The sequence below is a fragment of the Mesorhizobium sp. J8 genome (genome assembly GCF_016591715.1).
GTDB lineage: Bacteria > Pseudomonadota > Alphaproteobacteria > Rhizobiales > Rhizobiaceae > Mesorhizobium.
Window position 1 is genome coordinate 380,015 of record NZ_AP024109.1, and the last position, 19,717, is coordinate 399,731.

Annotated in this window: 15 protein-coding genes; 1 reads left to right on the forward strand and 14 read right to left on the reverse strand. The window is 65.9% G+C overall.

What is annotated here, in order from left to right; all coding sequences use genetic code 11:
• Window positions 1-5 precede the first annotated feature (5 nt).
• The 11 genes from MJ8_RS01900 to MJ8_RS01950 all read right to left on the reverse strand — a co-directional run bounded on the left by MJ8_RS01900 (window position 6) and on the right by MJ8_RS01950 (window position 15,906).
• Window positions 6-743, reverse strand: coding sequence for a GntR family transcriptional regulator (locus tag MJ8_RS01900; RefSeq protein ID WP_225248104.1), 738 nt, complete (start codon window positions 741-743; stop codon window positions 6-8).
• Window positions 744-1,004: 261 nt separating this feature from the next.
• A complete protein-coding gene (gene rpe, locus MJ8_RS01905; RefSeq protein WP_201412830.1) occupies window positions 1,005-1,682 on the reverse strand; it encodes a ribulose-phosphate 3-epimerase in 678 nt (225 codons plus the stop codon).
• 189 nt (window positions 1,683-1,871) lie between these two features.
• The gene (locus MJ8_RS01910) at window positions 1,872-5,699 is read right to left on the reverse strand and encodes a hypothetical protein (protein ID WP_201412831.1); all 3,828 of its coding nucleotides are present in this window, start codon (window positions 5,697-5,699) and stop codon (window positions 1,872-1,874) included.
• Complete coding sequence (locus MJ8_RS01915; RefSeq protein WP_201412832.1) at window positions 5,696-7,672, reverse strand: hypothetical protein; 1,977 nt, start codon at window positions 7,670-7,672, stop codon at window positions 5,696-5,698. Before MJ8_RS01915 ends, MJ8_RS01910 begins: the two co-directional genes overlap by 4 nt.
• A gap of 364 nt (window positions 7,673-8,036) precedes the next feature.
• A complete protein-coding gene (locus tag MJ8_RS01920) occupies window positions 8,037-8,978 on the reverse strand; it encodes an alpha/beta hydrolase (protein WP_201412833.1) in 942 nt (313 codons plus the stop codon).
• A gap of 125 nt (window positions 8,979-9,103) precedes the next feature.
• Complete coding sequence (locus MJ8_RS01925; RefSeq protein ID WP_201412834.1) at window positions 9,104-9,886, reverse strand: carnitinyl-CoA dehydratase; 783 nt, start codon at window positions 9,884-9,886, stop codon at window positions 9,104-9,106.
• The gene (locus MJ8_RS01930; protein WP_201415272.1) at window positions 9,879-11,957 is read right to left on the reverse strand and encodes an acetate--CoA ligase family protein; all 2,079 of its coding nucleotides are present in this window, start codon (window positions 11,955-11,957) and stop codon (window positions 9,879-9,881) included. The genes MJ8_RS01925 and MJ8_RS01930 overlap by 8 nt, the downstream gene beginning before the upstream one ends.
• A gap of 63 nt (window positions 11,958-12,020) precedes the next feature.
• A complete protein-coding gene (locus MJ8_RS01935; RefSeq protein WP_201412835.1) occupies window positions 12,021-13,184 on the reverse strand; it encodes an acyl-CoA dehydrogenase family protein in 1,164 nt (387 codons plus the stop codon).
• 3 nt (window positions 13,185-13,187) lie between these two features.
• A complete protein-coding gene (locus MJ8_RS01940) occupies window positions 13,188-14,339 on the reverse strand; it encodes a carnitine 3-dehydrogenase (protein ID WP_225248105.1) in 1,152 nt (383 codons plus the stop codon).
• A 2-nt stretch (window positions 14,340-14,341) separates the two neighbouring features.
• The gene (locus tag MJ8_RS01945) at window positions 14,342-14,968 is read right to left on the reverse strand and encodes an HD domain-containing protein (RefSeq protein WP_201412836.1); all 627 of its coding nucleotides are present in this window, start codon (window positions 14,966-14,968) and stop codon (window positions 14,342-14,344) included.
• A gap of 14 nt (window positions 14,969-14,982) precedes the next feature.
• Complete coding sequence (locus tag MJ8_RS01950; RefSeq protein WP_040979910.1) at window positions 14,983-15,906, reverse strand: 3-keto-5-aminohexanoate cleavage protein; 924 nt, start codon at window positions 15,904-15,906, stop codon at window positions 14,983-14,985.
• Between the two features lie 136 nt (window positions 15,907-16,042).
• Between MJ8_RS01950 and MJ8_RS01955 the strand changes: the two genes are divergently transcribed.
• Entirely contained in the window at window positions 16,043-17,023 is a 981-nt protein-coding gene (locus MJ8_RS01955; protein WP_201412837.1) for a GlxA family transcriptional regulator, read from the forward strand.
• Window positions 17,024-17,081: 58 nt separating this feature from the next.
• Here MJ8_RS01955 and MJ8_RS01960 read toward each other — a convergent pair whose 3' ends face one another.
• From MJ8_RS01960 to xylA, 3 genes are all read right to left on the reverse strand, one after another.
• A complete protein-coding gene (locus MJ8_RS01960; protein WP_318528200.1) occupies window positions 17,082-17,867 on the reverse strand; it encodes a TIGR01458 family HAD-type hydrolase in 786 nt (261 codons plus the stop codon).
• A gap of 90 nt (window positions 17,868-17,957) precedes the next feature.
• Window positions 17,958-18,161, reverse strand: coding sequence for a hypothetical protein (locus tag MJ8_RS01965; RefSeq protein ID WP_201412838.1), 204 nt, complete (start codon window positions 18,159-18,161; stop codon window positions 17,958-17,960).
• Window positions 18,162-18,358: 197 nt separating this feature from the next.
• Window positions 18,359-19,684: a xylose isomerase gene (xylA, locus tag MJ8_RS01970; protein ID WP_201412839.1), complete on the reverse strand. Its 1,326-nt coding sequence runs from the start codon at window positions 19,682-19,684 to the stop codon at window positions 18,359-18,361.
• Window positions 19,685-19,717 lie beyond the last annotated feature (33 nt).

Genomic DNA, 19,717 nt, shown 5'->3' on the forward strand with positions numbered 1-19,717 from the left:
GTGCGCTATTTGCGGCCGCGTTTGGACTTGCCGGCCCTCGGATCATAGCCCTGGGCGAGGCGTTCCATGCACATCGCCGCGGTGAGGCGGTAGTGGTTGAGGAGCGCCTCGACCGCGCCGTCGGCGTCGCCGTCCAGCGTGCGCTCGGCGATCACGCGATGCTCGCCGAGATCGTCGCGGCCCGTCCCCGGCACGCTTTGCGAGATCAGGCGGTAGCGCGAGGCCTGATCGGAAAGCTGGTCGCAGAAGCCGATCAGCCAGTGCGACCGGCATGCCGCGATCAGCGCGCGATGAAAGGCGCGGTGCAGCTTTTCCCACTCCGGATTGTTGGTGGCTGGGTCATCCGGCAGGCGGCGCTCGGCGCGCGCAAGGCGGTGCAGCGCCAGCACCAGCTGCTCTTCCCATTCGGCAGTGCGGTGAGCGATGGATTCGCGCAGAGCCCGTTCCTCCAGCCAGCAGCGCGTGCGCGTCAATTCCTCCAGTTCCGCGGCACTGACCGGCATCAGGAAGAAGCCGCGCTGGTCATGACGGCCGAGCAGGCCCTCGGCGGCCAGCCGGTTGAGGGCCTCGCGCACGGGCGAGGCGCCGGCGCCATAGCGTGAAACGACCCACTCGACACGCAGCTTCGTTTCGGCCTCCAGAGCGCCGCGCAGCAGGTCGTCTCGCAGTTGCTGGTAGACCGAACTGGCAAGCGTGCTTTTGCCGCCCTTGCTTTCGCCCGGCTCGGTGTTTCCGTTTGTCAATCGAACTCCTGTCGCTTGCCCCTGTTGTGCCAGGGCCCCTCGGCGAAGCAATTCCCGTACATGTATCATACAGCCGGGCAGTGACGCCTCAAGCGGAAGATTGCGATATTCGACTTTAAGACAAGATGGGCCGTTTATTTATCGAACAAAGTAGAATCTCGACAAAAAAGCTGATATTTCTACACTGCTTCACATATTGAACAGTCGTTCAATCTCTATCGGGGGCATGCAACTTCCGCGAGAGATCGAGCGGCCGCGCGTTCAACTTGCGGTCTCGTCAGCAGCAGCGCGAATTGCTTCGATATTTGCCCTATAGGCTTCGACGCTGCCGCCCTTGAAGACGGCGGCGCCCGCCACCAGCACATTGGCGCCGGCCGCGGTCACCAGCGGCGCCGTTTCGGCCGAAACGCCGCCATCGATCTCGATATGGATCGGCCGGCTGCCGATCAGCGCCTTTACCCGCTTCACCTTGTCGACGATCGCCGGGATGAAGGCCTGCCCGCCGAAACCCGGATTGACCGTCATGATCAGGATCAGGTCGAGCCGGTCGAGCACATATTCGATCGCCGTTTCCGGCGTCGCCGGATTGAGCGAGACGCCGGCCTTCTTGCCGAGGCTCTTGATGGTCTGCAACGAACGGTCGAGATGTGGCCCGGCCTCGGCGTGCACCGTCATGCCGTCGCAGCCGGCTTCGGCGAAGGCCGCCAGGTAGGGATCGGCCGGCGCGATCATCAGATGACAGTCGAAGAAGGCCTTGGTGCGGTTGCGGATCGCCTTGATCACCGGCGGGCCGAAGGTGATGTTGGGCACGAAATGGCCGTCCATCACGTCGAGATGGATCCAATCGGCGCCGGCCGCCGCCACGGCCTCGACCTCATCGCCCAGCTTGGAGAAATCCGACGCCAGCACCGATGGCGCGATCAGGGTCTTCTTGCTCATGGCGCAAATTCTCCCGGCGGTCCTGTGCGCGCGGACGCGCGCCTGTCAGGGCGATTGCCTAGACCATGAACCGGCCAAGGGGAAGCATGTTTTCGGACGGGCGCATCGCTCGCCAGCTGTGATGTGGAAAAGAAACCCGCCGGAGCGCTCCGGCGGGTTCTTCTTAAGCCGGCAATTTGCGGCTTGACGCTACTGGATGTCCGCGCCTGTCGGGTCCTGCAACATGCGCCGCGGTTGGCGCTGCGGGAATTGACGCAGCACATTCGGGTTGAGCAGGATGCCGGGGTTGATCTCGACGCCCGGCCGCCTGCGGATCGGGTAGCAATCCGGATACTGTCCGGCCGTTCCGGCCGGGCAGCGCCGCCGGGTGAAGACCGGCTGGCACTGTCCGTCGATGAACTCCGCGCCCGGTGCGCATTCCACCTGCGGCTTGCGGCAGGCGCCGTTGCGGATTTCGGTTCCGCGCGGGCAGACGCAATCGCCCCGCTTGTTGTGGACCTGGCCGCGGATGGTGCACTGCTCCTGGCTCGGCTTCGGCCGCTGGCAGGCCTTGCCCCGCACCTCCAGCCCGTCCGGGCAGGCGCAATTGCCGTCGGCGTCGCGCACCTGGCCGCGGATCGGGCACTGCTTCGACACGATCGGCCGGCAGGCGCCGTCGCGCACTTCCGTGCGGCTCGGGCAGACGCAATCGCCGTCGGCGTTGCGGGACTGGCCGCGGATACGGCACTGGGCGGGCGGCTGCCGGTCAGGTACACACGCCTTGGCCGCGCGGTCGAGATGCGTGCCGTTCGGGCAGGCGCAGCCGTTCGAAGTCGGCACCGCGCCGCGGATCGTGCATTTCGGCGGGACGACCTGGCACACGCCGTTCACCAGTTCGCCGCGGCGGCAGACGCAATTGCCGTCCTGGTCGCGGTACTGCCCGGGACGCAGCGTGCATTGCGGCTCCTGCGGCTCTCCGCGCTGAACGCACTTGCCGTTTTCCAGCTCCGTGCCGCGCGGGCAGACGCAACGTCCGTCCTCGGTGCGGATCTGGCCCTGGAGCAGAACGCAGCGCTGCGGCACCGGCAGCGGCAGGAGCTTGGTGCCGCCGGACGAGCATTGGCCGTCACGGAAGGTGGTGCCTTCCGGACAGACACAGCGGCCGGCCGAGTTCAGCACCATTCCATACAGGCACTGGTTCTTCACCTCATGCCTGATGGTGAAGGGATGGCACGCATAGGCCTTGCCGCGATCGCCCTGGACGTTGTTCAGGTCGCGCGACAGCACATCGCCGCCGCCTTGCACCGGCGTGTTCGGAGGCAGCACGCCGACGCAGTTCTGGCCGTTGACCGTTCCCTGCAGATCGGCAATGCGCCCGTCCTCGGGCAGGGTCACGGTGACGTGGTGGCTGTGGCTTTCGCCGGCGCCCAGCGCCAGGTTGGCGATGCAGGACGCTGGCAGCGTCGTCGGCTCCGGCGAGCAGCCGAAAGGCGGGTCGATCGAGGTGATCCGGACGCCTTCCAGCCGGCCGAGACCTTCCACGCCGATCGCATCGCCGATGCGGACCGGACCCGAGAAGGGGGTAGGCCCATCATTCGTGATGGTGATCTCGAACGAACAGGGTTCTCCCAGCCGGCACTCGGCATCGCCGGTCTTCTCGACGCGGATGGTGGAAGCGCCGCCGCCCTTCGCGCAGGCCTGGCCGATCGGGTAGACGATATCGTCTCCCGGCGCCGGCCCGAAGCTGCCGCGCGCGCAGTTCTCGAACACGCCATTGCCGCTCACTGTCACGTCGAAGTGCCGGCTCGTTCCGGGTGCCATCGCGCCGCCGGGAATCTGGCACGACAGCGCGTCGGCGGGCACCGGTCCGCAAGCCCAGTCCGCGCCGTCAGGGGTGACGGTCTGGATTTGGACCGGCGCTCCGCCCGACACCAGCGTGGCGGCATCGCTCACCCGCACCGGACCTGTGGGGGCCGCGGTGCCGGCATTGGTGACGGTGATGCGGCAGGAAACAGCCACGGCACCGGCCGGCGAGCTGTCGCAGGTCTTGGTGATGCGCAGGCCGGGCTGGCCGCCATTCGGGTGGCGGATACGCTCGCTCGCACAAGCCTTGTTGTTGGCGAGGTCGGCCTCGCCGGGAACGCCTTTCACCTCGGCGCAGTTTTCCACCGTGTCCGGCCGATAGTTTGCCGGCATCACCGCCTTGACGACGATCGGCGTCGAGGCGCCCGGAGGCAGCGAGATGCCGGCATTGTCGCAACGGAACTGTCCAGGACCATTCGGTCCGCAAGCCCACGGCGGGCTTGGCCCGAAGGTCGACGAGGCCGGCGCGCCGCCCGGATAGGTGTCCATCACCGTCAGCGGCCCGTTATAGGTGCTGGTACCGTTGTTGATGATGTCGATCACGAAAGAGCAAACGCCGTCCGGCGTGCAGACCGGGGCGCGGGCGCGCTTCTTCAGGATCAGGTCGACCTTCTTCTCGACCGGCGGATTGCATTGTGGATCGCGATCGCCACGCCGGCAGATCGGGATCGAGGCGCAGCCGCGGTCGTTCTGTTGGCTGCCGAACAGCGGCTTGCCGCTGGCCTGGTAGTCATAGGCGGCGCAGTTGCGCAGCACGCTGCCCTGCCAGCCGCCAGCAGGCTTGAAGCCGAGCTTGAGGTTGACCGAGGCGCCGGGATTGAGCGTCGTCGCCGGATAGGTGCAGGTCATCGGCGTCGTGCCGGGCACGCAGACCCACGGCGCATTAGGCCCGGAGGTCAGTACGGAGCCGGCTGGCAAGGTCACCTCCTCGAGCACGATCTTGCCGTTATAGGGTGCGTCGCCGACATTGGTGACGGTGATGGTGAAGTCGCAGCCGCCCGCCATCGTGCAACGCGGCACGTCGGCACGTTTCTCGACCTTGAGGTCCGGCTCTTTGTCCTTCGGCGGGCATCTCAAATCACGCGGGATGACGATGTCGATGACCTGCGTGCAGCAGAGCCCCCAGCCCTCCTTCGGTCCGGCATAGGTCTCGATGCCGGTGACGATGAGATGGACGGTGTCGCCTGGCGAAGCGCCGATGATCTTCCAGTTCAGCACGCCGCCGCCGACCGGCACCTTCTGCGTATCGGGAACGATGGTGACGCCGGGGGTCGTCGTCGACACCTGCACCCATTTGCCGCCCATCTCGGGTCCGACCGGCATGTGGTAGATGAAGGCGCCGCCGCCTGGCACACAGTCGACCGTGCCGCGCTCGACCTTGAAGCATTCCTTCCCGGGAGGCGGAGGCGGCGGGTTGCATTTGGTCGGGTCGATCTTGATCGAGGTCTTCACGCCTGTGAGGAAATCGCCGTCGTCGGGCTTGTCCGGATCCTGCGAGGGAATGGTCGTTGCCGGACCGCCCCTGAAGGCCACCTGGATCTCACCCTGGTTTTCGACCGTCGTCGGCACGGGAAAGGTCGCATGGTCTATCTTGGCGGTGATGCGGAAGGTAATGATGCGCTCGTTCGCGGCACCCGCGCCATCGAGGTTGGCAGCGCTGATGCGGAAGTTGGAGACGCTCGCCGTGTCGTTCGGGCCGGCCGACGTGCTGACCGAAGCAGCGGGCAGCGGACCGCCGGAGGCGCTGGTGCCGTCGCCGGCGACATCGACGCTGACGATCTGCAGGCCGTGCGGCAGCTGGTCCCTGAAATCGAGCCTTGTCGCCTTGAGCAAGGCAGCCACGCTTGGCCGGTCGAAGTCCTGCGGGTCGCCATGGATGCCGAAGCTCAGGACATACTCGACCGTATCGCAGCTTCTCTGGCCGCCTTTCTTGGTGAAGAACGGCACGATCCGCGCGAGTTCCGCGTTGATGCCTCGTGACGGCGGGTTGGCGGCCTGATCGGTTGCGGCCGGAGCCCGGTCCTGGGCGAGCGCCGGCAGGGCCGGCATCATGGCGACCGCGACACCGGCCGCCATCAGCCAGCGCGCGCCGCGCCTGGCATATGACAGTGGTTTCATGATCGTCTCCATGACGACTTTGCGCGAAGCCAGGCGGGAATGGACGAGATCGCTCATCTTTCCCTCCTCGGCGCTTCGCAGTCGACAGCTGGCGTCCTGAGCGGCAGCGTCATCTTGCAGCAAGGATAATAGCCACCCTTGTCCTGGTCGGACTTGCGATAGAAGCAGAGCCCGACATTGACGGTGTCGCCCGGATTATGGCCCGTGATGTCGACCGTGTAGGGCTTGCCCGGGGCATGCGACATTGGGGTCGTCACCCCGACGCCGGGCGTCCTGGACTGCGCCTTGATCGAATCGCCGCCTAAGCCCGCATGGTCATGGAGAGTGAGTTCGGCCCGCAGCCCGCGCGGCGTGCAGTAGTAATGCACGTCCTCGACATCCACGCAGGGCGGCAGATTGCCGGGCGGCGGGAAGTCGGGCGGATAGAACGGAGGCAGATAGCCGCCGGGGATTTCCTCATAATAGCCGGCGCGGCCCTCGCAGGGGCGCCAGACCCTGACGTCGCCGACATGGCCCTGCACGTCTGGGTCTTCGAAATAGCCGTCGAAATCGACGAACCAGGAGCCGAAAGGCGGCACATTGGCCGGCTTGACCAGCGCGCTCGGCGTCAGCTGCACGCCATGCACCGCAAGCGGCCCGCCGGCGGCCAGCCGCTCGGCAAGCTCCGGATTGTCGCGCAACTTGTCGCCGGTGTTGACGACGGTGTCGGTGCAGACGGACGTGTCGAGATTGCCTTCGGCGTCGTAACGGTACTGTAGATCGACGCCGCCGGCCGACTGGCGATTGCCCTGCGGGAAGCCGACCGCATATTCCTCTGGAACCTCGACCCAGGCGGATTCCGTCGCCGGATCGTCCGGGTCCTCGCGCCAGTAGCGGATCAGCTCGCCTTTGCCGGAGGAGGCGAAGCGGCTGTAGTCGTAGCGGTTCTCGACCGGACCGCGCTGGGCGAGGTACATGAAGCCCTTGTTGTCGAAGGCGATATCGGTGACGGCATAGTCCTGGTCCGCCTTGACCGTCAGTTCCCAGCGCGGATCGCCGGCAAAGCCTCCGTCGCTCGCGATACCGACCGACCAGATTTCGGCCTTCTCGCCGACGGAATAGTAGAGCCGGCCGCCATGATAGGCGACGGCCCAGACCCGGCGCGCATCCTGCGTGTAGCCCCAGGTCGCGGGGTCTTCGCTATCGAAAGCGGCAGCCTGGATGTCCATCGTGGCGCCGTCGTCGGCGACCGGTGCGAGCCCATGCGCCGGGCGCCCGGCGACGCCATGGTCGAAGCTGTCGATCAGATTGCCCTCGATATCGATGCGATGAATGAGCCCCGTGTCGAGATCCGAAGCGAAGAACTCGCGGTGGGTCGGATCGAAGGCGAGGTTGCCGATGCCCGGCCCGCTGTTGGTGTCGATGTCGGCGAATTTGGAGACCGCGCCGGTGATGCCGTCGATCTTCCAGATCGTCCCCGGACCGCCGCCGTTCTCCGTGCCGAACTGGCCGTCCATGAAGGTAGCGCCGACGGCGCCGCGGCGCTGCCGCTCCGGCCTGCCGTCATTGTCGGCGTCCGGCGTGACGATCGCGACGCCATGCAGCGAGGTCGCGGCCGCGTAGAGGTTCGGGATGCCCGACGGCACGCCGTCGCGGATGCCGTCGTCATAGGCGAGGCCGAACACCTCGCCGATCTGACCGGCGGTCACCTCGAAGGGCGGCGGCGTGAAGACAAGCTGGCCTGAAGCCGGGCCGCCGAGATTGGAAACGTTGAAAACGCGCAAGGATGCGCGGGAGGTGTCGATGAAGGTCTCGTCGACCGGGTCGACGCCGGGCGGCAGGCCCTGATCGAAATCGGGAATGGTGGTGCCAGGAAAGTCGGTGACCGCCACGGAACCGGGATAGATGATCTGGGTTTCCTGCGCCTTCGCCGCGCCGCCGAGAAGGAGGCCGGCGGACAACGCCAGGGCAAGAATTCCGCTGCTTGTCGCGATTGCCCGGCGCAAACGGCCGCCACCGGAACGCAGGAAAGAGCCGCGAACGCCAGACATTGAACTCCCCCCGAAGCCGCTGGAAGGAACGTTCGCCTCTGCCGCGCCAACCGGGGCAAGGCGCGGCGTTGCGGCACGTTCTTCCCCAGCTGAATTGTCCGCCTTTGTCCAGGCGACGATACGCTTGCGCCGGGGAGGGGTCAACGGAACCAGCAGGAAGCCCAGCGCATCGACGCCATCCCGCGGGCGATGGTTGTGCCGGGCGTACGTTGTTTCTTGAACTCTCGAAGTCTCTGGAGTTCTGATCATTGACGCCTTCCTCCGAGCCGCATCATTGCGGCGCCAGACCGTCAGTCGCGGTTCAGAGCGGAAAGGTTCAATGCGGCGGATGCGAGGCGGCAGAAAAGTCGGCTGTACGAGGCGATCACCAGAGCCAGTCGCCGCGCCCAAGCGCCGAAACCGCCTCGACGATGCGGCTGAAGCTCGTCCGAGCCCGGCCGACCATGTGCCGGGCCCTGAGATAACCATGCACCAGTCCCGGCTCCTCGAACCAGGTGGCGCGTCCGCCGGCCGCGACAATGCGGTCGCGATAAGCCTCGCCGTCGGAGGACAGCGGGTCGCATTCGGCGGTGATCAGCACGGTCGGCGGCAGGTTGGCGAAATCGGCGTCGGCGAGCGGGTAGAGCGTGATGTCACCGGTCATATCGATGCCGCCGGTGCGGATATGCTTGTAGAAATCGAGGTCGCGCACGGTCAGCATCGGCGCCTCGGCATGGGTGACGTAGGAGCCGCGCGAATGGTCGCCGCCAAGGCCGGGATAGATCAGCACCTGGCCGGCTGGCTTCTTTCCATGGCCGCGCGTCGCATGCGCGACCGCCGCGCAAAGATTGCCGCCTGCGCTGTCGCCGCAGAGAACCACAGGACAATCATAAGTCTTGGCGGCCCATTCGAAGGCGTCCATGGCGTCGTCGAATGCCGCCGGGTGCAGATGCTCCGGCGCCAGCCGGTAATCGACCGAGACCACCTCATAGCCGGTGCGGGCGCAAAGCTCGGCGCACACATCGTCATGGCTGTCCAGGCCGCCGAGGATGAAGCCGCCGCCATGGATATAGAGCACCATGGCGGATTTGTTCGGAACGGCGTTGCGGTAGATGCGGATCGGGATGCTGTTGGTGGGGGCGGCAACGGCGGTCGTCTCCGCCGTCACCCCTTGCGGATAGCCGGCAAAGAACTCCCGGCACATCCGGTCGTAGATCGCGCGCTGCTCTTCGATCGTGTAGTCGATCGTATCGGGCGGGTAGTAGGAGTTGGTCTTCTCGATGAAGGCCCAGGTCTCGGCGTCGATCAGGGTCTTGTAGTCGGTCATCGGCACTCCTTACCTCCCCCTCGATGGGGGAGGTCGTCCCAAAGCGGCGGGTGGGGGTGGCGGCGCTTCACCCCACCCCGGACCTTCGGTCCGACCCTCCCCATCAAGGGGAGGGTAAGGCAGCGTCACCTGCCCTTCCAAACCGGGTCGCGCTTCTCCGCGAACGCCCGGAACCCTTCCATATTGTCTTCCGACCCGTACAGGATATCGACTGTCCTGAGCTGCCGGCGCGTCACCTTGTTCATGGCGTCCTGGAAGGTCAGCGCCTCGGCAGCCCGCGCCGTCTCCTTGATCGCGGCGAAGACCAGCGGCGGGCCGCTGGCCAGAAGCCTTGCGATCTCCCAGACGCGCTCCTCGAGCTTGTCCTTGGGCAGCACCTCGTTGACCAGGCCCCAGCGATGCGCCTCGGCGACATCCATCCAGCGGCCGGTGAACAGAAGGTCCATGGCGATATGGTAGGGGATGCGCTTCGGCAGCTTGATCGTCGCGGCGTCGGCCAGCGTGCCGGCGCGGATCTCCGGCAGCGCGAAGGAGGAATGATCCGAGGCGTAGATGAGGTCGCAGGACAGCGCCAGCTCGAAGCCGCCGCCCACCGCCATGCCGTTGACGCAGGCGATCACCGGCTTGTTGAGGTCGCGCAGCTCCTGCAGCCCGGCAAAGCCGCCGACGCCGTAATCGCCGTCGACCGCATCGCCGGCCGCCGCCGCCTTCAGGTCCCAGCCTGCGCTGAAGAACTTGTCCCCGGCCGTCTTGACGATGGCGACGCGCAGCTCGGGGTCGTCGCGGAACGCCTTGAAGGTCTCGCCCATCAGCCGCGACGTCTTGAGGTCGATGGCGTTTGCCTTCGGCCGGTCGAGCGTGACCTCGAGGATCGCGCCTTCGCGGCGGGTGGTGATGACGTCAGCCATTCTTCTTCTCTCCAAGCACGAGCAGGGCGTCAGCGATCCATGCGCCCTTGCCTTCGGCGCAGACGATCAGCGGGTTGATGTCGAGTTCCTCGATCTCGCCTTCGTTCTTCTGCACGAAGTCGGCGATGCCGGCGATGGCGTCGATGGCGGCGTTGACGTCGGCCTTCGGCCGGCCGCGATAGCCTTCGAGCAGCGGATAGAGCTTGAGCCCACGTAATGCCGCCTCGATGTCGTCGCGCGTCGCCGGCAGCATGAGCGTCACGCTGTCGCGCAACAGCTCGACCAGCACGCCGCCGGTGCCGAGCGTCATCACCACGCCGAACATCGGATCGCGGGTGAAGCCGACGATCAGCTCGGCGACGCCGTCGTGCACCATCCGCTCGGCATAGAGCCCGGTGCCGAGCGGCAGCAAATCATGCGCGGCCGAGCTGACGGATTCGGCGTCCTTGAGGTTCAGCCTGACGGCGCCGACTTCCGACTTGTGCGTCACGCCGAGCGCTTTCAACGCTACCGGGAAGCCGAGCGTCATTGACGAGATCACCGCCTCCACCGCGTTGGAGGCGCGTTCGCCCTTCGGCACCGGCAGGCCGGCCTTGATCAGCCTTTCCTTGGCCTCGGCCTCGTCCGGCGTGACGCGCTTGGCTTCGGACGCGCCTGCCGCCGTGGTGTCGACCGGCTGCGCCTGCGGCTCGCGCCAGGCCCAGCCGATGAAGGCGGCGGCCTGGGCGGCGTCCATGGCCTCCGAAATGCCGAACAACGGCACCATGCCGCGCGCCATCAGGCCGGCGGTGTACTCCTCGGGCAGGTTTTCCGGCAGCGAAGAGACGATCGCGCCTTGCGCCTTGTTGGTCTTCAGCGCCGCCTCGAAGGCGCGCAGCGTCGCCCACCAGTCGACATCCGAGCAGCGATCCGGGCGCGGGAAGTCGAGCACCAGCATGTTCAGGTCGAAGCCGCCCGACACCATGGCCGTGAAGGTGGCCGTCATCGCCGGCTCGTTGTTCCAGATGAAGGTGTGGTAGTCGAGCGGGTTGGCGACCGCGACCAGCGGCCCGAGCGTCGATTTCACATGCGCGCGGTGTTCGGCCGTCAGGGCCGGGAAATGCACCCAGCGACCCTCGGCGCTGTCGGCCATGACGGACGCCTCGCCGCCGGAGCAGCTCATCGACGACAGCTTGTAGCCGGGCAATGGCCCGGTGATGTGCAGAAGCTTCAGCGCCTCGATGAAGGCCGGGATGGAATCGACGCGCGCAATGCCGAGCCGTTTCAGGAAGGCGCCGGAGGCGGCGTCCGATCCGGCGAGCGAGGCAGTGTGCGACACCGTCGCCTGTCGCGCCTGTTCCGAGCGGCCGACCTTCATGGCGATGATAGGCTTCTTCAATTCGCGCGCCCGCGCCGCCAGTTTCTCGAAGCCGGCTACCGAATCGAAAGCCTCGATATGCAGGCCGAGCGAGGTGACGCGCTCGTCCTCGATCAGGCCGAACGCCATTTCGGAGAGCCCGGTCTGCGCCTGGTTGCCGGCCGTCATCAGGAAGGCGATCGGCAGGCCGCGCTTCTGCATCGTCATGTTGATGGCGATATTGGACGACTGGGTGATGATGGCCACACCCTTGCCGCCTTCGGCCAGGCGGATGCCGCCATGCTGGTCGGGCCAAAGCAACGCGCCGTCGGCATAGTTGATCAGGCCGTAGCAGTTCGGGCCGATGATCGGCATCTGGCCGGCGGCGGCGACGAGCTCCGCCTGCAGCCGCTCGCCGTCCTCATCATAGGCTTCGGTCTCGAGGAAGCCGGCCGCGAAGCAGACGGCGCCGCCGGCGCCGCGCTCGGCCAGCGCCTTGACCACCTCGATGGTGAGATGCCGGTTGACGCCGACGAATGCAGCGTCCGGCGCGCCGGGCAGGTCGGCGACGGAACGGTAAGCTTTGCGGCCGGCGACCTCGTCCTTGGTCGGATGCACCGGCCAGATTTCGCCGGCAAAGCCCATCTTGATCGATTGCGCCACGACGGCGGCGGCCTGCGCTCCGCCGAACACGGCGATCGATTTCGGGCGCAGGAGACGTTCGAGTTTATGCATGGTCATCTTTTCATTTGAGCGCAATCTTCGCCAAAGCCGATCCCGGCTTTGGCGCATCATGCTCTAAGCTCCGAACGGACGCAGCAGCGCCCGCGAAACAATATGTCGCTGAATCTCCGACGTGCCTTCCCAGATGCGCTCGACGCGGGCGTCGCGCCAGATGCGTTCCAGAGGCAGGTCGTCCATCAGCCCCATGCCGCCATGGATCTGGATGGCTTCGTCGGCGACGAAGGCCAGCATCTCGGTGGCCTTCAGCTTGGCCATCGCCATGTCCTGGTCGGTGACGGTGCCCTGATCGTACTTCCAGCCGGCTTCGAAGACCATCAGGTCGGCGGCCTTCAGTTCCGTCGCCATGTCGGCGAGCTTGAACGAAACGCCCTGGAACTTGCCGATCTGCTGGCCGAATTGCTGACGCTGCGCGGCATATTCGATGGCGTGCGACAGCGCGCGCTCGGCGCGGCCGAGGCAGGTCGCGCCGACCTGCAGCCGGGTGGCGCCAAGCCAGGAATTGGCGACGTCGAAGCCCTTGTGCACCTCGCCGAGCACCTGGCTCGCCGGCAGCCGGCAATCGTCGAATTCGAGAATCGAATTGGTGTAGCCGCGATGCGAGACATTGCGATAGCCGTCGCGCACCGTGAAACCCTTGGTGCCCTTGTCGACGAAGAAGGCGGTGATCTTCTTGCGCTTGCCGCGCGGCGAATCCTCTTCGCCCGAAGCCATGAAGACGATGGCGAAATCGGCGATGTCGGCGTGGCTGATGAAGTGCTTGGTGCCGTTGAGCACCCAGTCCGAGCCGTCCTGCACCGCGGTTGCCTTCATGCCGCGCAGGTCGGAACCGGCTCCGGGTTCCGTCATCGCCAGGCAGTCCCACTTCTCGCCGCGGATGCAGGGGAAGAGATATTTCTCGCGCTGCTCCGGCGTGCCGGCGAGCAGGATGTTGGACGGACGCGCCACGCAGGTCCAGTGCAGCGCGTAATTGGCGCGGCCAAGCTCCTTCTCATAGAGCAGCCAGCTCACCGTATCGAGACCCGCGCCGCCGACATCGGCCGGCATGTTGGCCGCGTAGAGTCCGGCTGCGATCGCTTTGGCCTTCAGCTCCTCGATCAGCTCGCGGCGCAGCTCGCCGGTGCGCTCCACCTCGCGCTCATGCGGGTAAAGCTCGTTCTCGACGAAGGCACGCGTCGTCTCGACGATGAGCTTCTGTTCTTCCGAAAGACCGAAATTCATGGATCAGCCCTTCTTCTTGCTCTTCTTCGCCTTGTCGGCCTTTGCAGGCTTCCCGGCTTTCTTCGCGGGCTTTTCAGCCTTTGCCGGCTTGGCTGCCTTCTTCGCCGGATTGGTTGCCTTGGCCTTCGCGGCAGCCTTGGCTGGGGTCTTCCTCGCCGCCAGCTTGGCGAGCTGCCTGGTATAGTCCTTGTGCAGCGCGCCGGCGCCCCAGCCCTTGCCCTTGTTCTGCTTCGACAGCGCTTCCATGATCGCGACCAGATTGTCGTCGCGGATGCGCTCCAGCTCGCGGATCGACAGCCCGTGCGCCTGTTCGTCCGACTGCGTGGCGATCAGGTCGACCAGCTCGTCGTTGAACTCCGGCACGTCCATCAGCTTGGTCCACGGCCATTTCAGGCACGGCCCGAACTGCGCCATGAAGTGGCGCATGCCGGCCTCGCCGCCGGCGACGCGGTAGACCTGGAACATGCCCATCTGCGCCCAGCGCAGGCCGAAGGAATAGCGCATGATGTCGTCGAGTTCCTCGACGGTGCAGATGCCGTCCTTGACCAGCCACAGTGCCTCGCGCCAGGCAGCCTCGAGCAGACGGTCGCCGACGAAGGCCTCGATCTCCTTGCGTACCACCACCGGCTTCATGCCGATCGAGGCATAGAGCTCCTTGGCGACTTCGATCGCCTCCGGGAAGGTCTGCTCGCCGCCGACGATCTCGACCAGCGGCAAGAGGTAGACGGGGTTGAACGGATGGCCGACCACCAACCGCTCGGGGTGCTTCTTCATCGCCACCTGCATGTCGGTCGGCTTGATGCCCGAGGTCGAGGACCCGACGATGGCATTGGCCGGCGCATGCTGGTCGATCTCGGCCAGCACCTTGTGCTTGAGGTCCAGCCGCTCCGGCACGCTCTCCTGGATGAAGTCGGCATCGGCCACCGCTTCGGCGATGGTCTTGGCGAAGGTCAGCTTGCCTTCCTTGGGCAGGCCGCCGGGCAGCATCTGCTTATAGGCGCGGCGCGCGCCCTTCATCACTTCGCCCACCTTGCGCGACGCTTCCGGATCCGGATCGAAGATCGACACGTCGATGCCGTTCAAGAGCAGCCGCGCCACCCAGCCGGCGCCGATGACGCCGCCGCCGATGGCGGCCGCCTTGTTGATGATGCTCATGGTCAGGCTCCGGTTCTCGTCTTGGCTGTATCGGGGTTGGTGAGGGCCACACGCTCGCCGGCGCGGATCACGGCCGGGTCGTAGGCCTTGCGGGCGAAGACCTCGAGCACGAAGGGCCGGAAGAAATTGACCGGCAGCGTCTCGTAGTCGGGGTCGAAGCTCGACTGGTCCCAGCGCTCGCAGAACTGGTCGCAGTCGTCGAAATAGGCGTGACCGGCGAAGCGGTCGCGCGCATGCCGGTTGCCGCCCAGATGATGCGCGTAATAGAGGCGCTGGAAATCGCCGTGCTTTTCCACCACCCATGTGCATTGCTCGCGCACGAAGGGTTTCAGGATCGCAGCCGCATATTCGTCGTGGTTGTAGGGCGCGTAGATGTCGCCGATGTCGTGCAGCAGCGCCGAGACGATCCAGTCGGTATCGGCGCCATCCTTCCAGGCGCGCGTCGCCGCCTGCAGCGAGTGGCCGAGCCGGGTGATCTTGTAGCCGGAAAGCCCTTCGTCCAGCTGCACGAGCGCGTCGAGCAGCCGGTCGCCGGTCTTGGCGGCATAGTCGATCTCATGGGCGGTCAGGAATTCGTAGTCTTCCTTGTCGCCGTCCTTCATAGCGGTGAATTTGACGGTATCAGCCATGGCCGGCGCCCGCCTTACGCCGCGGCCGCGATCGGTGCCCGCTTGGTCAGGTTGAGCTTCTTGCGCACTTCCTCAGGCCCCAGGATACGCGCGCCGAGATTGGTGACGATGCTGGCCGCGCGCTCGACCAGCTGCGCGTTTGTCGCCAGCACGCCCTTGTCGAGCCACAGATTGTCTTCCAGGCCGACGCGGACATTGCCGCCGGCAAGCACCGCAGCCGCCGCATAGGCCATCTGGTTGCGGCCGATCGAGAAGGCCGACCAGTTCCAGGTCGACGGCACGTTGTTGACCATCGCCATGAAGGTGTTGAGGTCGTCAGGCGCTCCCCACGGCACGCCCATGCAGAGCTGCACCAGCGCATCAGGGTTGAGGACCTTCTCCTCGACCAGCTGCTTGGCGAACCACAGGTGTCCGGTGTCGAAGGCCTCGATCTCGGGCTTGACGCCCAGCGCCGTCATCATGCCGCCCATGGCGCGCAGCATGCCGGGCGTGTTGGTCATCACATAATCGGCCTCGGCGAAGTTCATCGTGCCGCAATCCAGCGTGCAGATCTCCGGCAGGCACTGGCGCACATGTTCCATGCGGTTGGTGGCGCCGCCCATGTCGGTGCCTTTCTCGTTGAGCGGCAGCGGCGCTTCCGGCGAGCCGAACACCATGTCGCCGCCCATGCCCGCGGTGAGGTTCAGCACTACGTCGACATTGGCTTCGCGGATGCGCTCGGTCACCTCGCGGTAGAGATGCACGTCGCGCCTCGGCTTGCCGGTCTCGGGGTCGCGCACATGGCAATGGACGATCGCCGCACCGGCCTTTGCCGCATCGATCGCCGAATCGGCGATCTGCTTGGGCGAGCGCGGCACGTGCGGGCTGCGGTCCTGCGTGCCACCGGAGCCGGTCACGGCACAGGTAATGAAGACCTCGCGGTTCATCGCAAGCGGCATAGTCTTTCCTCCCAGTTCGATCAGCCACCCATGTCGACCAGAGAGCCGGAAACCGGCTTTGGTATGACGACATGCGCCGAAGCTCGCCAAGAATGACCGACTTGCCGGAAACTGTTTTGCGTTTTACGAAGCTCTCATGATCAAAAGCGAAAAGCCGACCATCTTTCGGTCCGAGCGCGAGACGCTCAAGGTGACGTTCCTTGTGTTCTCGGGCTCGTCGATCATGTGCGTGGCCTCGGCGGTCGACCCGCTGCGCGCCGCCAACCGCATCTCGGGCGAGACGCTGTTCGATTTCAAGCTGGTCTCGGTCACCGGCGAGGCGCCGGTCACGACATGCGGCCTGCCGGTGGCGGTCAGCGGCCGCTTCGACGCCGCCGAGGCGACCGACATGCTGGTGGTCGTCGCCGGCTTCGGCACGCAGAACTACGCCACGTCGGCTTTGCTTGCGGGTCTGCGCCGCGCCGCCCGAGCGGCCCGCGCCTGCGGCGGCGTCGAGGCCGGCACCTGGCTGGTGGCGCGCGCCGGGCTGCTCGAAGGCCGCAGCGCCACCACCCATTGGGAAGACATGGAGGATTTCTCCGCCGCCTTCCCGGGTGTCGACGTGCGGCCGGACCGCTATGTCATCGACGGGCCGGTCTTCACCTCCGGCGGCGCCTCCCCGACCTTCGACCTGATGCTGCATTTGGTCCGCACCAGGCTCGGCATGGCCGCGGCGCTCGACGTGGCGAGCGTCTTCATCTACGACCAGGCCCGCGCCGCGACCGACGCGCAGCCGCTGGTCTCGCTCGGCCGGCTCGATGGCTACGACCCGCGCCTTGCCCAGGCGATCCGCCTGATGGAAGCGCATGTCGACCAGCCGCTCACCATCGACGCCGTGGCCAAGCGCGCCGGCGTGACGGCGCGCACGCTGGAAAGCATCTTCCGCAAGTCGATCGGCGAGACGCCAGGCGCCTATTATCTGAGGCTGCGCCTCAGCGCCGCCCGTCGCCTTGTGGTCGACACGCGCATCGCCATGGCCGATATTGCCGGTCGCACAGGCTTTTCGTCCGCAGCGGCCTTTTCCAGAGCGTTCTCCAGGGCGTTCGGCGAGGCGCCGGTCAGGCTGCGGCGCGGCTAATGCATGTCGCCCAAAAGTGCGAAGCGGTTTTGGGACAACGACATGCATCAAACAAGGCCTAAAGCGCGTCGCCTGAATCCGCTTCAGCGCGACGCGCTGTAAGGATCCAGTCGGCCGCTGCCGCCAGATCGTCGACGACGGCAGTGGGCGCCGGATCGAAGCGCGTTTCGTCGCCAGGACGGTACTTGCCGGTCCGCACGAGCAGCGCCGCGCCGAGTCCGGCGCGCAATGCGCCGGCGACATCGCTCTCCGCGTCGTCGCCGACCATGACCGCATCGGTCGGCGGGCAACGCAACCCGGCAAGCGCCGACAGGAAGAAGTCGGGCGACGGCTTGCCGAGCACGACAGGGCTGCGGCCGCTGGCGAATTCGAGCGCCGCGACGAAGGCGCCGGTGTCGAGGCTGAGCAGCCCGTCGGCATCCTTGAACGTACGGTTGACTGCAAGCGCCACGAAATCGGCGCCGGCAACCAGCGCGCGGAAAGCGCGGTTGAGGCTGGCGTGGTTGAACGAATCGCCGGCATCGCCGACGACGACGGCTTTGCCGCTCCCGCTTCCCACTCCGGAAAACTCGGCCTCGAGGTCGGGATGGACGAGCAGATGCGGCCGGCGGCCGTGCTTGCGTAGCCATTCGACGGCTGCGCGCGCCGGCGTCAGCAATTCCTCGTCCTCTACCCCGACGCCCAGCCCGGCAAGTTGAGCGATGATCGCGTTGCGCGGGGAGCGCGTCGTGTTGCTGACGAAACGGAGCGGCAGCCCGGCGCCGCGCAGACGCTCGATGGCCGCTGCCGCGCCCGCTATCTGGACGTCGCCATTGTAGACGACACCCAGAAGATCGAGCAGCACCGCGCGTATCATCGGTGCAGGATGGAGAAACAGTCTCCGTTCGTCAAACAAAGGAAGAACCGGGCCGCGGAAGAACGGGCCAAGGTGGAATCAGGCCGCGTCGCGACCTTCGCCGACGATGCGCGAGCGCATGCTCCTGGCCAGCGCCGTTTCGAGCCGCGCCGCGACCGCGCGATCCCATTCATTGGGCTTGCGGGCGCCGTCTTTCGAATGCGGCAGCGCCATCAGCCGATCGATGATCGAACCAGCCTCGCTGGAAGAGAGCAGGGCGTCGATTTCGCGTTCGTGCTGCATACGTTTCGCCTCCTTCTTTCCTTCCCGCCACAGGAGCCACGTTTATACGAGTTCCGTGACGGCTGTTTGAAGGCAAGAACGAGGTCATTGAGGGGCAGCGCGGGGCAAAGTTTTGTCGCGTGATTCAGCCCGCGGGAACGCAATTTCAAGCCTGCCTCGCGTCCCGATCGCTCGGGCGCGAGGCAGCCTGCCGCTCTTTAGACATACCTGTTGACGATATTCTCCAGCAGCTCCTGCCGGCCGGAGCGCGGCTGTGGCTCGATCTTCTCCTTCACCACGCGTTCGGCGATCTCCTCCAGCGTGCGCTTGCCCGAAAGCATCGCCTTGCCTTCGGCGGTGTTCCAGCCGGCATAGCGCTCGGCGAGCGGGCCGGACAGCGCCTTGTCCTCGATCATTTTCGCCGCCGCCTTCAGGCCGCGCGCGCAGGCATCCATGCCGCCGATATGGCCGATCAGGAGGTCATCCGGGTCAAGCGACTGGCGCCGGAGCTTGGCATCGAAATTGGTGCCGCCGGTCTTGAAGCCGCCGCCCTGCAGCACCTGGTAATAGGCCAGGGCCATCTCCGGCACATTGTTGGGGAACTGGTCGGTGTCCCAACCCGACTGGTAGTCGTTGCGGTTCATGTCGATCGAGCCGAAGATGCCGAGCGCGTTGGCCAAGGCAAGCTCATGCTCGAAGGAATGGCCGGCAAGGATTGCGTGGCCCTGCTCGATGTTGAGCTTTACCTCCTTCTCAAGCCCGAAGCGCTTGAGGAAGCCGTACACCGTGGCGACGTCGTAATCGTACTGGTGCTTGGTCGGCTCCTGCGGCTTCGGCTCGATCAGGATCGTGCCCTCAAAGCCGATTTTGTGCTTGTAATCGACGACGAGATTGAGGAAGCGGCCGGCCTGTTCCTGCTCGCGGGCGAGGTCGGTGTTGAGCAGCGTCTCATAGCCTTCGCGCCCGCCCCACAGCACATAGTTCTCGCCCTTCAGTTTCTTGGTGACGTCGATGCATTTCTTCACCGTTGCCGCCGCATAGGCAAACACATCCGGATCCGGATTGGTGGCCGCGCCCGCCATGAAGCGGCGGTGCGAGAACAGGTTCGCCGTGCCCCAGAGCAGCTTGACGCCGGTCTTCTTCATCTTCTCGGCGAAATAGTCGGTGATCTCGTCGAGGCGCGCGGCACTTTCGGAGAAATCCTTGCCTTCCGGGCGTACGTCGGCGTCGTGGAAGCAGAAATAGGGCGCTCCGAGAAGCGAGAACATCTCGAAGGCGACATCGGCCTTCAGCTTGGCCAGTTCCATCGTGTCGATGCCGCCCGGCTTGGCGAACCAGGGCCGGTCGAAGGTCTGGCCGCCGAACGGGTCGCCGCCCGGCCATGCGAAGGAATGCCAGTAGGCGACGGCGAAGCGCAGATGGTCCTCCAGCCGCTTGCCCGCGACCACCTCGTCCGGGTTGTAGAAGCGATAGGCCAGCGGATTGGTCGAATCCGGCCCCTCATATTTGATCTTCTTGATGTCGCCGAAAAATCCGCTGCTCATGGTTTCCTTCCTCTCCAAGTGCTTTGCCCGATT

Excerpts from the sequence above, each read along its gene's own strand:
- MJ8_RS01910 (WP_201412831.1), bottom strand. The coding sequence starts at position 5,699 with ATGAGCGATCTCGTCCATTCCCGCCTGGCTTCGCGCAAAGTCGTCATG.
- MJ8_RS01955 (WP_201412837.1), top strand. The coding sequence starts at position 16,043 with ATGATCAAAAGCGAAAAGCCGACCATCTTTCGGTCCGAGCGCGAGACG.
- MJ8_RS01940 (WP_225248105.1), bottom strand. The coding sequence starts at position 14,339 with ATGAGCATCATCAACAAGGCGGCCGCCATCGGCGGCGGCGTCATCGGC.
- MJ8_RS01945 (WP_201412836.1), bottom strand. The coding sequence starts at position 14,968 with ATGGCTGATACCGTCAAATTCACCGCTATGAAGGACGGCGACAAGGAA.
- rpe (WP_201412830.1), bottom strand. The coding sequence starts at position 1,682 with ATGAGCAAGAAGACCCTGATCGCGCCATCGGTGCTGGCGTCGGATTTC.
- MJ8_RS01915 (WP_201412832.1), bottom strand. The coding sequence starts at position 7,672 with ATGTCTGGCGTTCGCGGCTCTTTCCTGCGTTCCGGTGGCGGCCGTTTG.
- MJ8_RS01965 (WP_201412838.1), bottom strand. The coding sequence starts at position 18,161 with ATGCAGCACGAACGCGAAATCGACGCCCTGCTCTCTTCCAGCGAGGCT.
- MJ8_RS01950 (WP_040979910.1), bottom strand. The coding sequence starts at position 15,906 with ATGCCGCTTGCGATGAACCGCGAGGTCTTCATTACCTGTGCCGTGACC.
- xylA (WP_201412839.1), bottom strand. The coding sequence starts at position 19,684 with ATGAGCAGCGGATTTTTCGGCGACATCAAGAAGATCAAATATGAGGGG.
- MJ8_RS01925 (WP_201412834.1), bottom strand. The coding sequence starts at position 9,886 with ATGGCTGACGTCATCACCACCCGCCGCGAAGGCGCGATCCTCGAGGTC.
- MJ8_RS01920 (WP_201412833.1), bottom strand. The coding sequence starts at position 8,978 with ATGACCGACTACAAGACCCTGATCGACGCCGAGACCTGGGCCTTCATC.
- MJ8_RS01935 (WP_201412835.1), bottom strand. The coding sequence starts at position 13,184 with ATGAATTTCGGTCTTTCGGAAGAACAGAAGCTCATCGTCGAGACGACG.
- MJ8_RS01930 (WP_201415272.1), bottom strand. The coding sequence starts at position 11,957 with ATGCATAAACTCGAACGTCTCCTGCGCCCGAAATCGATCGCCGTGTTC.